The organism is Rhodothermus bifroesti (assembly GCF_017908595.1).
GTDB classification, from domain to species: Bacteria; Bacteroidota; Rhodothermia; order Rhodothermales; family Rhodothermaceae; genus Rhodothermus; species Rhodothermus bifroesti.
In genome coordinates this window covers 327,289-340,131 of sequence record NZ_JAGKTL010000003.1, presented here as the reverse complement: position 1 = coordinate 340,131, position 12,843 = coordinate 327,289, and the positions used below count along the sequence as shown (strand labels likewise).

Sequence of the window (12,843 nt, the reverse complement as noted above, 5' to 3'; positions counted from 1 at the left end):
TTAGCTTGGGGTTCCTGCTGGCCGAATACGGACAGCGCTCTCCTTGTAGGCCGGTTCTTTGGAAATCGGATCAACGTTTCCGTTGACTACGCGATTAACCAGTGCTTGCGGTGCGTGAAATGGTGCGAAAACGACACCAGGCGTAATGTCAGTGCTTATGCGTGCTCGAAGTACGGCCTGCCCCCGCCGACTTTCGACAAGCACGGGCTGGCCGTCCTGAAGGTTGTAGCGGTGTGCATCGCGGGGATGCACCACGAGAAAATCCGTTTCGATTGTTTCCAGTTCAGGCAACTTTCCTGTCAGGGTCATGGTGTGCCAGTGTTCGTAGACGCGTCCTGTCACCAGCGTAAGCGGGTATGCTTCTGAGCTTGGGTCACTAGGGGGCTGTTGGTGCTCCAGGTAGATTACGGCACGCCCATCCGGTCGCCCGTAAAAATCAAAACGCCGACGGCCTTTAGCCATCGGATCCTCTCCTGGTACGTAGCGGCGGCAGGTACCGGGGTGCGTTTCAGTAGGACATGGCCAGCGCAGCCCACGCTCCTTTTCAAGCCGTTCATAGGTAATACCGGCAAAATTGTAGGGCGAGTGGGCTGAGATCTGTCGCCATTCATCCCAAACGGCTTCAGGCGTTCGTGCCTGGATCAGTTCCCCATAGCCTAAGCGATCGGCCAGCTCAACCAAGATTTCTAGGTCGGAACGCGCCTCACCGGGGGGATCAACCAGCTTGGGCACGAGGTGGTAGCGCCGCTCCGACTGGCTGTAGACGCCCCCTTTTTCAAGCCACATGGCCGCTGGCAAGAAAACGTCGGCAAACTGCGTCGTCTCCGTTGGAAAGACCGCATCGGCAACCACGAGAAAAGTGCGTTCCATGGCTTGCCGGTAGCGCGACACGTTGGGTAAAGACTGAGCAGGATTGGTACCCATAACCAGCACACACTTGAGTTCTCCCCGCTCCATGGCCTCAAACATGGCTACGGCATCGTAGCCGGGCTTGGAACTGATGCGCCCACGCGGTACCCCCCAGAGATCTTCCATCTCTGCCCGATGCTGCGGGTTGGTGACAACCCGTCCGTTAGGTAGGGCATGCGCCAAGGCACCAGTATCCCGCACGCCACCGCCCGCATTCGGTTGACCGGTAAGCGAAAAGGGTGTTGCTCCAGGCCTGCCGATGTGCCCAGTGAGAAGATGCATGGCATGAATCAGTCGATTTGCGGCTGTTCCCTGGACCTGCTGGTTTAGCCCCATGGTCCAAAACGACATAGTTGCTTCGGATGCAGCAAACAGATAGGCTACTTCCTCGATGAATCGCGCCTCGACACCACAGACTTGAGCTACACGCGCTGGTGCATAGTGCGCCACGTGGCGTTTTAGGTCCTCAAACGTCCGCGCTGCATCACCTTCCCGAAAGGTTAAATAGTTTTCGACCATGTCCTGGTCAATAAAGCCATTTCGAATAAATTCATAGATCATCGCATTATACAGCGCCACATCGGTAGCTGGCAGAATGGGCAAATGATAGTCGGCTTGCCGGGCAGTCCGCGTGCGCCTCGGATCGACGACAATCAGCACGGTTTCTGGGCGACTTCGCTTGCGATCCAGCACGCGCTCCCAAAGCACTGGGTGACAATCGGCCATATTGGCGCCCGTAATAAAAAAGCAGGTAGCGGCATCGATGTCATCGTAGCATCCCATGGGCTCATCTTTACCAAAAACCGAGATGTAGCCCGCTGCTGCTGAAGCCATGCACAAACGCGGATTGCCGTCCACATTATTGGTGCCGATGCCAGCTTTGAAAAGCTTATTGGCGGTGTAGCTTTCTTCCGTGAAAAGCTGACCGCTACCATAGAAGGCCACACTATCAGGACCGTAACGCTCAATGGCTTCCCGAAAACGCTCAGCCACCAGCGCCATGGCTTCGTCCCAGGAAGCCCGCTCGAGTTGACCGTTGCGGCGGACCATAGGGTAAAGGGCTCGGTCGCGCACGTAGAGCAGCTCTCGATTCAAGATGCCCTTAATGCACAGACGCCCCCGGTTGTGGGCATACACATCGCCTTTAACATCCACCACACGCCCCCCTTGTACGCCAACCATAATGCCACAACCGGTACCGCAAAAACGGCATACAGCTTTGTGCCACCGATCGACAGGAACGATGGGCTGACGTTTCCATAGGCTTTCGCAGCCAGAAAGTGGTCCAGTGATGATGACCCCTCCAGCCAGCGTGCCCAGCCGTTGCAAAAGCTCCCGGCGCGTTAGCGTACCTGAAGACATATCCGGGAAGGATTACAGTTTTACCTCAAGGGAAAATAGAACAGTACAAAATTAAAAACGCCTCAGAAAGAGACAAAAATTTCTGGTGGCAGACCGTTGTGCAACATTTGGGCCACCAAACGCAACAATCGACGCTGCTCAGGCCAAAGCAAGCGTTCGCTTGCCTCTTCAAGACCAAGCCAGGCAAAAGCATCGTGCTCATCGTCGAGCACTGGATCCGCTTGCAGCTCAGCGGCAAAAACCGGAATTAGGTTGATCCGGTCATGCTGCCACTCGTAAAACGCGTTCAGCGAAGGCACCACCCAAAGCCGAAGCGGTCGCTGTCCCGTTTCTTCTTGCACTTCCCGCAATGCCGTCTGCCAGGCGACCTCACCTGGCCGAATCTTGCCGCCAATCATGCGCCACTGGCCGGCATAGCTCACCCCCGGTGCCCGTCGGAGTAGCAAAAACTTTAAAATACCGTCTTTGTGACGGTAAGCATACACATCGACAACACGAACGATCGTTTCGACCATAGACGTAGGAGCATTTTGCTGAAAACTCGCCACAAAATCGTGACAACCCGGCCCTCTGAAGCTCGTACCACCTTGTGGATTACTTCAGGGTACCATCCTAAGGGCAGCGTTATGCGAAAAATAAAGAAAAACCGGTTTCTAATAGGCCTGGTGCTCGCTGTAAGCCTGAGCACAACGGCCCAAGCCCAGGTCGATGTGCGCACGCGGGCAAGCCAGATGGCCGATCGGCTTCAGCTTTCTGAGGCCACGGCCCGTGCGTTGCAGGAAGCTATGGAACGCCATGCAGGCCGATTCGATCGGGGCGGCTTCTTTTGGTATGTGGCTGCCGACCTGGCGCGCCAGCTCAGTGATGCGCAAAAGGCTGAATTCTGGCAAGCTCCCCTATACCGAAACCGGAACCACCCCGGCCGCCCTAGGGGACGTTTTTGGGGTAAAGGCCACGGCTGGGGTCAATGGCATGGAGCTATGCCTTGCGCCGGTATGCCCATCGGTATGGGTCCTTGCCGGGGTCAATGGCATGGAGCTATGCCTTGCGCCGGTATGCCCATCGGTATGATAGACTGGCTGAACCTTAGTGAGGCCCAGCGTGATTCGCTGGCCGTGCTGGCACGGCGGCACCGTGATGCCATGCGACAGCTTGAGCAGCAGTGGCGCGCAGGCACACTTTCGGCCCAAGCCTTTTGGCAACAACAGCAAACCCTACGCACCCAATACCAAACGCGTCTGCAACAGCTGCTGACGCCAGAGCAGCGGCAACAACTTGCAGCCGAGCGTCAGGCTATGCTCGAAGTGCTGCGCCTGACGCCCGAGCAGCAGCAACAGCTTGCTGCACAAGCCCTGCAACCCGGACCGTTTCGCTGGGCAGGCTGGTCGCTTATCCTAACGCCTGAACAGCAAGAAATTGTGCAGCTCTACCACCGCCTTTGGCGCACCTGGCAGGGGATTCGTGCCCAGTAAAATAAGCCGGAGCGCTTTCAGGCGCTCCGGCTTATTTTTTAAAAATGACTGCTATTTTTGACCCCTGCGCTTGGCGAGCAGCCAGGGCATCAGCTCTGCTTCGGCATAGGCCGGGTCCCAGGCGTTGTGCCCTACGCCGTTATATTCGGTGTACTGCACTTCAGCCCCAAGCGCTTTGAGGGCTTCTACCATACGCCGCGAGGCTTCGACCGGAACGACTGGATCGTCAGCCCCATGAAACACCCAGACGGGCAAGTGTTTGATCCGTTCGGCTACTTTCGCATAAGGATCTGCAGCAGATTGAATCGCCTGCTGCTCTGGCGGCAATTCGCCAAAAAACGACCGAGAAGTTTCTGGAAACACTACAAATCCGCAAATCGGTACTATAGCCGCAAAGCGATCGGGATAGTGATAGGCTACATACCAGGTACCATGCCCTCCCATCGACAGCCCGGTTAGGTAAACCCGATCCGGATCCACCGAATAGGTCGCCATCACTGCATCCAGCGCAGCCATTGCTACTTCGGCTTGCTCTCCAAACCAGGCCTTCCCGGGAGGCACTTGCGGGAAAACCACAATGGCTGGGAAACGTGTTGGATCAAGCCGAATGGCCTGGCCAATGCCAACAGCCGTCTGCTTGAATCCATCCACACCTCGCTCACCTGCACCATGCAGAAACAAAATCACCGGCCATTTTTGGTCAGGCGTATAGTCTGCCGGAACGTAGACCTGGTAGCGGTGCGTTTGGCCATTAACTTCCACAGTGCGCAGCAAAAAACCCACCTGCCTGGCGCAGGGGCAGTCTTGCGCACGCGCTGCCGGCGTTACAAACGCCAAGCTCAGCAACAAGCTTAGGGGCAGCAACGTTGCTGTTGTATTCATAGGGCACAAAGTTGATTTAAGGTGTCACGGGCACGCTCCTTAGCGGCGGCAACATAGCTGCTTTACAACAGGTTTTCAAGCCTGCTGCGCTTGCCTTAAAACTTTTTGCACATGGACTACTACACGCTTGTTATTCTGGTCTCGTTGATTGGCTTTTTGTTGCTGGCTGCCTTGCTGCTGATACCCGTCTACCGGTTTTTACAGCGGGAAGACGAAGCTGCTCGGCGCTTTACAGACGCCTACTTGCAACAGCAACAAACGCTGCATTCTGACGGGGCTACTGATCCTAATGGGCCAGCACCGCCTACTCAAACCTAATAAGCGGTGCGAGCTCGGCAATCGTTTTAGGACCAATGCCGGGAACAGCCTCCAGGTCTTTTAGACCTTGAAATGGCCCATGGGCTTCTCGAAAGGCCACAATGCGTCGGGCCAAGACAGGGCCGATGCGCGGTAGTTGCTCCAGTTCTTCAGCAGTAGCCCTGTTGACGTTGAGCGGCTCCGGCGTCAGCACCTGCTGCATGCGTGCAGCCCCTTCCTGAAAACGCTGCACTTCTTCGGCTACGGGCGGGGGTGGCGGCTGCTTTCTCTCCCACCACCGGTAGCCCAATCCCAACAAAAGCAATCCACCTAGCCCTAGCAGCACACCCGCCTCAGCACGGGTAAGCGTCCAGGGTAAGTGCATAGACCTATGCGTGTTGTTTTTCGTATAAGATAAGGACGATGCGATATTTTTAGCAGCGCTTGGACGTTGGTTCTTTTTAAGGAGGGCATGGTTGATGATTATCCGCACAGAAGCGATTGTGCTGCGTACGCTGCCTTATGGCGAGACGAGCTTGATTGCCTCCCTGTTTACGCGGGCCAAAGGCCGCCTGTCGGTCCTTGCAAAAGGTGCGCGCCTGCCTGGTAGCCGCTTTGGCGGTACGCTGCAACCTCCAGCCTGCCTTCAGGTCGTCTTCTATTACAAACCCTCACGCGAACTGCAAACGCTTACCGAAAGCAGCTTTCAACAATTCTTACCGCATATTACGCAAGATTTGGAAAAGCTGGCACTGAGCCTGCGTATGGTTGAACTTGCCCAAGCACTGCTTCCTCCTGAAGAACCCATGCCCGATTTTTTCAACACGTTTTGGGACACGCTGGCCCAGCTTGATGCGGCAGCTAAGCGCGCTTGGAATTTACTGCCTTGGTTTCTGCTACGGTTGGCAGGCGCCTTAGGCTTTGCACCCCAGGTCACACGAGCTGAACTGGAGCAGCTTGGCGCGTCGGGCGGTGTACTCGACCTGCAAGATGGACGCATCCGCATCGCTAAGGGCTTAGCCATTGAAAAGCCGGCTTCGCGGGCTGCCCTAAGGGCGTTTGCTTTTCTAACGCATACGGATGCGGCAACAGCCATGCGTTTGCAACTGACGCCTGCACTGCGCCACGAACTGCTTGGTTTGATCGAGACCTACCTCCAGCATCACGTGCCCGAAGGATTTCCCTCACGCAGTCCACGCGTCATCGAGCGTCTGTTGGAAATGCGCAAGCCGGGATCCTGACGCTGCGCCATGCAGTCGAATTGCGCGCTCCCTCTACAAGCGCGATGCAACACCAATGAGCCATCTGCCCAGTTGGCGCAAAAACCTGCAACGCCATAGCGGATTTTGGCGCGACGGCTACTGGTATGACCTGCACCTGGAACGCCGCATGCCGTTGGCGATGGAAATGATCGACGAAATGGTGCTGGCCCTGCCACCCCTACGCGAAGGTACGCGCGTGTGCGACCTGGCCTGTGGCACCGGCAATGCAGCTGCCGCTGTCGTTTCAGCCTATCCGCTGGTGCACCTGACGCTCATTGACCAAGACCCTGAGCTACTGGCGATCGCCTACGACAAGGTCGCCGATTATTGCCCCGAGGCTGTCACCATTCAAACCCTCTTAAGCTTTGACGGTGAACCCCTTCCAGGTGGACCCTACGACGTTGTGCTGGCTTCCTTAGCCCTGCACGCACTGGTAGGACACGAAACCGACCCCGTGGAAGCCGAAAGCCGTTACGAGCTGCTTTTGCAAAGCATCCGGGACTCCCTCACGCCCGGCGGGCACCTGATCATCGGCGATCACGTAGGCGTCTTACCACTTTATCGCCACCTAAAAGCCCTTGAACGCACTGGCTTTGTAGACGTGGACTGCGCCTGGCGCGTAGACGACTTCTTCGTGATTGGAGGCCGCGTGCCCGATAGCACGCCTTAACCCAGCAGACGCTTGAGTTCTTCAGGATCACGGTTCAGCAATCCCTGCTTGCGGAAGTAAATCATCGTAGTCTCCAGCGTACCGTGCCGCATGCGGCGCTTCACTTCCTCAATCGGCATCCCCTGATTGAGCCAGATCAGCGCTGCCGTATGCGTTAGGCTATGGGGCGTAACCCCACGACGGGTAATGCCAGCGGCTTCTAGGTGCTGTGAAATGCGACTGCGGACCGAACGGGTGTTGAGCCGCTTGCCTTCAGACCGATGGCCGTGCGAAACAAACAGCGGCATTTCAGGCCGAAGCGGCACGCGCGTGTTTAAATACGCCTCTAAAACAGAGACTACTGGCGGATCTAGTGGGACCTGCTGGTCTTTGGCCGTGTGGCCTTTGCCCTGCACACGCAAAAAACACCCCAGGAGTGTCTGATCCAGGTCGCGCACATCAGCCCGTACGATTTCTACTTCGCTCAAACCCGCAAACAGCATCAGGTGCACAATTGCCCGATCGCGCAGGCCAATAGGCGAGCTATCGTGCTCAAGCACCTCCAGAAGCTGCTCAATCTCAACGCGCGTAAGTACCGAACGAGAATGGCTCGAAGGCCGCCGATTCCCCTTAACCGTACGCGCAGGATTTTCACGCAATAGCCCAATATCTACCAAATACTGACAAAATCGCCGCAGTGCCGTGAGATACGTGGAAACAGAAACCTGATGCAACTGCTTCGCCTGCATCAGATACAGCTTGTAGCGCTGCACATCAGCTGAAGTGAACCGGAACTGATCTCGCTGCAAAGCAAACCAGCGCTCAAATTCATGCAACGATCGCCGATACGTCCCCACCGTCTCGGGACTCTTGTTTTTCAGAAACTCGTGCTGAAAGTCCCGAATGCGCCGCTGCAACTCCCCCAGCGTGAGCTGCAGCCCTTCCTCCGACTGCTCAAGTTCCGTCGCTTTAGCCATAGCCCAAACAAATCTACCCTTTTAGCTCAATAATACGGGAGTTTTTGCTGGAGGTCAATAACGGTTTTTGTGCCTGTTCGGCTTGCTTCTATGGCAGCACTGTTGTTTATTGCACAAAAGCATACTCACCCAAACGGTCCACCCATGACACTGCGGACGCGCTGGCTTCTGCCTTTAAGTGCCCTGCTACTTACCGGCTGCGGCCCCAATTTATTTGACCGGTTGCGCAACTTTTGGTCGCTTGGCCTTTGCGGGACCGTGATCGTTGTATTGGACATTTTAGCCTTGTTAGACTTAGCCAAAAGCGACCGCGACTTTTCCGGCAAGGTCCTCTGGGCCTTAATTATCATCTTTTTTCCTGTGCTCGGTTTGATTCTGTATTATTTCTTTGGTCGGAAATCCTAGCTCATCTGCGGCGGTACGCTTGTGGGACTCAATACGGGTGCTTGTCGCCGGCAAAACAATCCTAATGCATTGTTGCGCAGGATCCCTGCGGTGGGGATTCTGCTGGCCCTCTAGCAGGTTAACTTGCCCGGACCTAACCGTTTGTTGGATATAAAATCAGCTGCCTTATGCCACACCAAACGTTACGGCCAAGGCTTAGCCTACTCCTGCTTTTAGTCCTGCTGGCCGGTTGCCGCAGCATAGCACCTGTCAACGCTCCTGCACCGGTACTGCTGATTTCTATCGATGGCTTCCGGGCAGACTATTTGGAACGCTATGCACCACCCGTGCTCACTAGGCTAGCTCGCCAAGGCGTGCGGGCCGAAGCATTGATTCCTGCATTTCCTACGTTGACGTTTCCGAACCATTACACGATGGTCACTGGCCTATACCCCGATCATCATGGCATTGTTGGGAATACGATGTTTGACTCGACCCTGGGGCACTTTAGCCTAAGCAATCGAGAAGCCATTGCCGACGGCCGCTGGTGGGCAGATGGCGAGCCGCTTTGGGTCACGGCTCAACGCCAAGGCTTACGTACCGCCACCTACTTTTGGCCAGGTTCTGAAGCCGAAATCCACGGTATGCGTCCGACCTACTGGATGCCCTACGACAGCCGCATTCCTGGTGAAGAACGCGTGCGGCAAGTGCTTGCATGGCTAGATCTTCCTGATTCGCTTCGCCCGCACTGGATCACGCTCTACTTTAGCGACGTCGACCATGCTGGACATGAGCACGGACCCGACGCCCCAGAGGTAGCTGAAGCCGTTCGCAAGGTAGACGGCTATTTGCAGCAGCTTATCGAAGGCCTACGCGCGCGTAACCTACTTGACCGCGTTAACTTGCTTATCGTTTCCGACCATGGTATGGCAGCCACTTCAGCCGAGCGGGTTATTTTTCTGGACGATTTTGTATCGCTAGAGGAGCTCCACATTGTCACCTGGTCGCCTGTGCTCATGCTTTATCCACGTCCAGGCCGCGAGGATGCGGTCTTGGCTGCCTTACAGGGGGCTCATCCCCATCTGCACGTGTTTCGCAAAGAGGCTTTGCCTGCACACCTGCACTTTGGCACACACCGGCGTATTCCGCCAATTGTCGGTATTGCCGATGAAGGGTGGAGCATTACCACGCGAAATCGTTTTGTTGAAGATCCTTCCCGCTTCAATGGGGGTATGCATGGCTACGACCCCACCTATCCCTCAATGCACGGCCTACTGATTGCACATGGTCCCGCCTTTGCTCAAGGCAAGCGTATTCCTCCCGTTGAAAACATTCACCTCTACGCCCTGATGTGCCATCTGCTGCAGATTACCCCGGCTGTCCATGATGGCCGGCTAAGCGCTATCGCCTCTATGCTGGCCACAGCACCGCAAGCTGTGCTCAGCCCCTAGGTCTTTAATCCAGGCGTCGCAGACGGGCAAACTTGAGTACCAGTTTTTTTTGGCCTACTTCAGGGAAAAACACAATAGCTCGAGCCGCATCTCCTTCGCCTTCAAGCGCCAGCACTTTCCCTTCGCCAAACAGCGCATGGACAACACGCATGCCAGGAGCAATGGCTTCGGTCGCTTCGTCATAGACCACTTGGCGCCGTGTTGGCTGCACGGCACGCCTTAGGTTTTGGCGATAGTAGTGCGGGTCGAGTTCAGCGTACCGCGTAGGCCCTACAGCGTCCTCTGTCCGCTTTCTAAAAGGCAAGCCGGCCTCTGTCACAATCACATCGGTGTCGAGCTCTTCCAGGAAGCGGCTACGCACGCTTGGAAGCTGCTCGCCATACCGATAGCGGCTACGGGCATACGAGAGAAACAGGTGTTGCTGGGCACGTGTCACGCCTACGTAAAAAAGCCGCCGCTCTTCTTCGAGCTCCTTGCGATCCTGCGTAGCCTGCGCCAGCGGAAATAGTCCTTCTTCCAGGCCAGTAATGAACACTACCGGGAATTCTAGACCTTTTGAGGCGTGCAATGTCATAAGCGTAACCCGGTTGTCTTCGGGCAGTTCATCGAGATCGGTCAGCAAGGCTACTTCCTGCAAAAAGCCACTGAGCGTGGCCTGCTCCCCTGCTGCAGCCTGATACTCGGCGATGGCATTGAGCAGCTCTTGCACGTTTTCCCAACGCGCAAGCGCTTCAGGCGTGCCTTCCCGCTGCAATTCTTCTAGCAGACCACTTTCAACCACCAAGTCGCGCACGAGCTCGTCGACGGGCACCGTCTGCATCCGAGCTGCATGGCGGGCAATGAGAAAGTGAAAATCTTGGAGGGCCTTTTGCGTTCGGGCAGGTAGACCCACTTCCTCAACACGCTCCAGAGCCTGCCACAGACTCAGCCCGTGCCGCTGCGCAAAAGCCATCAACTCTTCGATGGTCCGCTGGCCAATCCCGCGGGCCGGATAGTTGATGACCCGTTGCAGACTGGCGGCATCGTGCGGATTGACCAGCAAGCGCAAATAAGCCAACACATCCTTTACTTCCTTGCGCTGGTAAAACGACAAGCCACCTACGACGCGGTAGGGAATCCCGCCACGCCGCAAAGCCTCTTCGAGCGAACGGCTTTGGGCATTGGTGCGGTAAAGAATGGCAAAATCTCGATAAGCGTAGCCGTAGCGTACATGTAAATCGCGAAGGCGCTGTTCAATCTTCTGTGCCTCATCGCGTTCCGAGAGCGCCTCGATGAGTACAATCGGCTCGCCTTCTGGATTTTCGGTCCAGAGTTGCTTCTCCAGCTGGTCCCGATTATGCCGAATGATAGCTTCGGCCAGGCGCAAGATGCGCCGCGTAGAGCGATAATTCTGCTCTAGACGAATCGTGACGGCGTCTGGATAGTCCCGCTGAAACGAGAGGATATTGCCAATGTCTGCCCCCCGAAAAGCATAGATCGACTGGGCATCGTCGCCCACAACGCACAGGTTACGATGCGCTTCGGCAAGCTTGCGCGCCAGCACGTACTGTGCCCGATTCGTGTCCTGATATTCGTCGATGTGCAGGTAGCGCCAGCGTTCCTGGTACTGTTGCAGCAACTCGGGATGCGATTCAAACAGCACAATCGGTTTTAGGAGCAGATCATCGAAGTCCAAGGCATTCGCTTTTTGCAGTGCCTCCTGATAGGGACCATACAAGCGCGCAGCCTTTTCTTGCAGGGGCGAGGCAGCCAAACGAGCATACTCCTCCGGACCGATCATCTGGTTTTTGGCACTGGAAATAAGGTGCCGAATCGCGCGTGGGCTGTACTGGCGCGGATCTATCTGGTAGCGCTCCATCAATGCCCGCAAAAGCCGCTCCGAGTCGTCGGTGTCGTAAATGGTAAAATCGGGGGAGTAGCCGATTTGCTGCCCTTCCTTGCGCAAAATGCGGGCAAAAATCGCGTGAAAGGTCCCCATCCAAATATACCGAGCGGCTGCCGCACCCACCAAACGTTCGACGCGCTCCATCATTTCCCGGGCCGCCTTGTTTGTAAAAGTAAGCGCTAAAATCTGATGCGGCTGCGCTTTACCCGTAGCAATGAGGTAAGCAATGCGGTGCGTCAACGTGCGCGTCTTACCTGATCCAGGACCAGCGATGATCAACACCGGCCCCTCGGTCAGCTGCACCGCCTGGCGCTGCACAGGGTTCAACCCTTCCAGAATGCGTGCAGCGGCCTCAGGCAATGCATCCACTAAACGACCTTCTGCATCGTCCTTTCGCAGCAAAAAGGTGCGCATACGCCTGGATAATGCCTTAGGGAATGGATTAAAGAAACGATTTTTCAAACCCGAATGCCAACCGCTTTTTCGTGAATGCCGTTACCCCCTTTAGATAACCCTTCACGAAACCTCACCGCAGTATCGATCATTTATTTGTTTAAACAACAAAATGGCATTCCTACTAACCCATCGTTGTTACGTATGGAAAGAACGCGTGTGCTGGTGCTGTACTACAGCATGTACGGGCACGTTGAAGCCTTAGCGCAAGAAGTGGCAGCTGGCGCAGCCGAACTGGAAGGCGTCGACGTGGTGATCAAGCGCGTACCTGAGCTGATTCCAGAGGAGCGGGCACGCCAAATTGGCGTAAAGCTGGACCAAGCCGCACCGGTAGCTTCGGTAGAGGAGCTAGAACACTATGATGCGATCCTTGTGGGCACGCCTACCCGCTTTGGCAACATGGCAGCGCAAATGCGCAATTTTTGGGATCAAACAGGTCCCCTTTGGGCGCGTGGGGCGCTCATTGGCAAGGTAGGCAGTGTGTTTACCGCATCGGCTACGCAGCATGGTGGCCAAGAAAGTACGATTCTTTCGGTGCACACCACCCTTTTGCACCATGGCATGATTGTGGTCGGCGTGCCGTTTAGCTGTGCTGAACTAACGCAGATCGACGAGCTGGCCGGCGGTTCGCCTTACGGGGCTGGTACCATTACGGGGGGAGATGGCCGTCGGATGCCTTCAGCACTTGAGCGACGCATTGCCCGCTTTCAAGGACGTTACGTAGCCGAAATTGCACGCCAGCTTAAAATAGGCCGTCTTGAAGCCCAAACGGCTTAATCGTAGCAACTGCTACCCGGCCGGCTTCAATGCCGGCCGGGTTTTTTTATGTCCTTTTTGTAAGGCGCAAGCTGTATATTGGC

At 55.9% G+C, this 12,843-nt stretch carries 13 protein-coding genes; 7 read left to right on the top strand and 6 right to left on the bottom strand.

Annotation, left to right across the window (positions count from 1 at the left end):
* Both J8E65_RS08370 and J8E65_RS08365 read right to left on the bottom strand, forming a co-directional pair.
* The gene (locus J8E65_RS08370; protein ID WP_210375299.1) at nt 1–2,271 is read right to left on the bottom strand and encodes a molybdopterin oxidoreductase family protein; all 2,271 of its coding nucleotides are present in this window, start codon (nt 2,269–2,271) and stop codon (nt 1–3) included.
* A 62-nt stretch (nt 2,272–2,333) separates the two neighbouring features.
* On the bottom strand, nt 2,334–2,786 hold the full coding sequence (locus J8E65_RS08365; RefSeq protein ID WP_210375298.1) for an NUDIX hydrolase: 453 nt from the start codon (nt 2,784–2,786) through the stop codon (nt 2,334–2,336).
* 111 nt (nt 2,787–2,897) lie between these two features.
* Between J8E65_RS08365 and J8E65_RS08360 the strand changes: the two genes are divergently transcribed.
* Nucleotides 2,898–3,743, top strand: a complete 846-nt coding sequence (locus J8E65_RS08360) for a Spy/CpxP family protein refolding chaperone (protein WP_210375297.1) — start codon at nt 2,898–2,900, stop codon at nt 3,741–3,743.
* A gap of 51 nt (nt 3,744–3,794) precedes the next feature.
* On the opposite strand, the gene J8E65_RS08355 is transcribed toward J8E65_RS08360, so the two are convergent.
* Nucleotides 3,795–4,625: a carboxylesterase family protein gene (locus J8E65_RS08355; protein ID WP_210375296.1), complete on the bottom strand. Its 831-nt coding sequence runs from the start codon at nt 4,623–4,625 to the stop codon at nt 3,795–3,797.
* Between the two features lie 111 nt (nt 4,626–4,736).
* On the opposite strand from J8E65_RS08355, the gene J8E65_RS08350 reads away from it, so the two are divergent.
* The gene (locus tag J8E65_RS08350; RefSeq protein ID WP_210375295.1) at nt 4,737–4,943 is read left to right on the top strand and encodes a hypothetical protein; all 207 of its coding nucleotides are present in this window, start codon (nt 4,737–4,739) and stop codon (nt 4,941–4,943) included.
* Here J8E65_RS08350 and J8E65_RS08345 read toward each other — a convergent pair.
* Entirely contained in the window at nt 4,930–5,307 is a 378-nt protein-coding gene (locus J8E65_RS08345) for a ComEA family DNA-binding protein (RefSeq protein ID WP_210375294.1), read from the bottom strand. The genes J8E65_RS08350 and J8E65_RS08345 overlap by 14 nt on opposite strands.
* 94 nt (nt 5,308–5,401) lie before the next feature.
* Here J8E65_RS08345 and recO point away from each other — a divergent pair, with 94 nt between their 5' ends.
* Both recO and J8E65_RS08335 read left to right on the top strand, forming a co-directional pair.
* Nucleotides 5,402–6,163 (top strand): DNA repair protein RecO, encoded by a 762-nt coding sequence (gene recO / locus J8E65_RS08340; protein ID WP_210375293.1) that lies wholly within the window; start codon nt 5,402–5,404, stop codon nt 6,161–6,163.
* A gap of 55 nt (nt 6,164–6,218) precedes the next feature.
* A complete protein-coding gene (locus tag J8E65_RS08335) occupies nt 6,219–6,854 on the top strand; it encodes a class I SAM-dependent methyltransferase (RefSeq protein WP_210375292.1) in 636 nt (211 codons plus the stop codon).
* Here J8E65_RS08335 and J8E65_RS08330 read toward each other — a convergent pair.
* Nucleotides 6,851–7,810 carry a tyrosine-type recombinase/integrase gene (locus J8E65_RS08330; protein WP_210375291.1) on the bottom strand — a complete coding sequence of 320 codons (960 nt, stop codon included), beginning with the start codon at nt 7,808–7,810 and terminating at the stop codon, nt 6,851–6,853. The genes J8E65_RS08335 and J8E65_RS08330 overlap by 4 nt on opposite strands.
* A gap of 144 nt (nt 7,811–7,954) precedes the next feature.
* Here J8E65_RS08330 and J8E65_RS08325 point away from each other — a divergent pair, with 144 nt between their 5' ends.
* Both J8E65_RS08325 and J8E65_RS08320 read left to right on the top strand, forming a co-directional pair.
* Nucleotides 7,955–8,215 carry a PLD nuclease N-terminal domain-containing protein gene (locus J8E65_RS08325; protein WP_210375290.1) on the top strand — a complete coding sequence of 87 codons (261 nt, stop codon included), beginning with the start codon at nt 7,955–7,957 and terminating at the stop codon, nt 8,213–8,215.
* A 167-nt stretch (nt 8,216–8,382) separates the two neighbouring features.
* Nucleotides 8,383–9,645 carry an alkaline phosphatase family protein gene (locus tag J8E65_RS08320; RefSeq protein ID WP_210375289.1) on the top strand — a complete coding sequence of 421 codons (1,263 nt, stop codon included), beginning with the start codon at nt 8,383–8,385 and terminating at the stop codon, nt 9,643–9,645.
* A 4-nt stretch (nt 9,646–9,649) separates the two neighbouring features.
* Here the strand turns inward: J8E65_RS08320 and J8E65_RS08315 are convergent, their stop codons facing one another.
* Complete coding sequence (locus J8E65_RS08315; RefSeq protein WP_210375288.1) at nt 9,650–11,944, bottom strand: ATP-dependent helicase; 2,295 nt, start codon at nt 11,942–11,944, stop codon at nt 9,650–9,652.
* A 183-nt stretch (nt 11,945–12,127) separates the two neighbouring features.
* Between J8E65_RS08315 and wrbA the strand changes: the two genes are divergently transcribed.
* On the top strand, nt 12,128–12,760 hold the full coding sequence (wrbA, locus tag J8E65_RS08310) for an NAD(P)H:quinone oxidoreductase (RefSeq protein WP_210375287.1): 633 nt from the start codon (nt 12,128–12,130) through the stop codon (nt 12,758–12,760).
* The last annotated feature ends 83 nt before the right edge of the window (nt 12,761–12,843 follow it).

Bases quoted from the DNA above. Each gene is read 5' to 3' on its own strand.
- J8E65_RS08370 (WP_210375299.1), bottom strand. From the start codon at position 2,271: ATGTCTTCAGGTACGCTAACGCGCCGGGAGCTTTTGCAACGGCTGGGC.
- J8E65_RS08365 (WP_210375298.1), bottom strand. From the start codon at position 2,786: ATGGTCGAAACGATCGTTCGTGTTGTCGATGTGTATGCTTACCGTCAC.
- J8E65_RS08360 (WP_210375297.1), top strand. From the start codon at position 2,898: ATGCGAAAAATAAAGAAAAACCGGTTTCTAATAGGCCTGGTGCTCGCT.
- J8E65_RS08355 (WP_210375296.1), bottom strand. From the start codon at position 4,625: ATGAATACAACAGCAACGTTGCTGCCCCTAAGCTTGTTGCTGAGCTTG.
- J8E65_RS08350 (WP_210375295.1), top strand. From the start codon at position 4,737: ATGGACTACTACACGCTTGTTATTCTGGTCTCGTTGATTGGCTTTTTG.
- J8E65_RS08345 (WP_210375294.1), bottom strand. From the start codon at position 5,307: ATGCACTTACCCTGGACGCTTACCCGTGCTGAGGCGGGTGTGCTGCTA.
- recO (WP_210375293.1), top strand. From the start codon at position 5,402: ATGATTATCCGCACAGAAGCGATTGTGCTGCGTACGCTGCCTTATGGC.
- J8E65_RS08335 (WP_210375292.1), top strand. From the start codon at position 6,219: ATGAGCCATCTGCCCAGTTGGCGCAAAAACCTGCAACGCCATAGCGGA.
- J8E65_RS08330 (WP_210375291.1), bottom strand. From the start codon at position 7,810: ATGGCTAAAGCGACGGAACTTGAGCAGTCGGAGGAAGGGCTGCAGCTC.
- J8E65_RS08325 (WP_210375290.1), top strand. From the start codon at position 7,955: ATGACACTGCGGACGCGCTGGCTTCTGCCTTTAAGTGCCCTGCTACTT.
- J8E65_RS08320 (WP_210375289.1), top strand. From the start codon at position 8,383: ATGCCACACCAAACGTTACGGCCAAGGCTTAGCCTACTCCTGCTTTTA.
- J8E65_RS08315 (WP_210375288.1), bottom strand. From the start codon at position 11,944: ATGCGCACCTTTTTGCTGCGAAAGGACGATGCAGAAGGTCGTTTAGTG.
- wrbA (WP_210375287.1), top strand. From the start codon at position 12,128: ATGGAAAGAACGCGTGTGCTGGTGCTGTACTACAGCATGTACGGGCAC.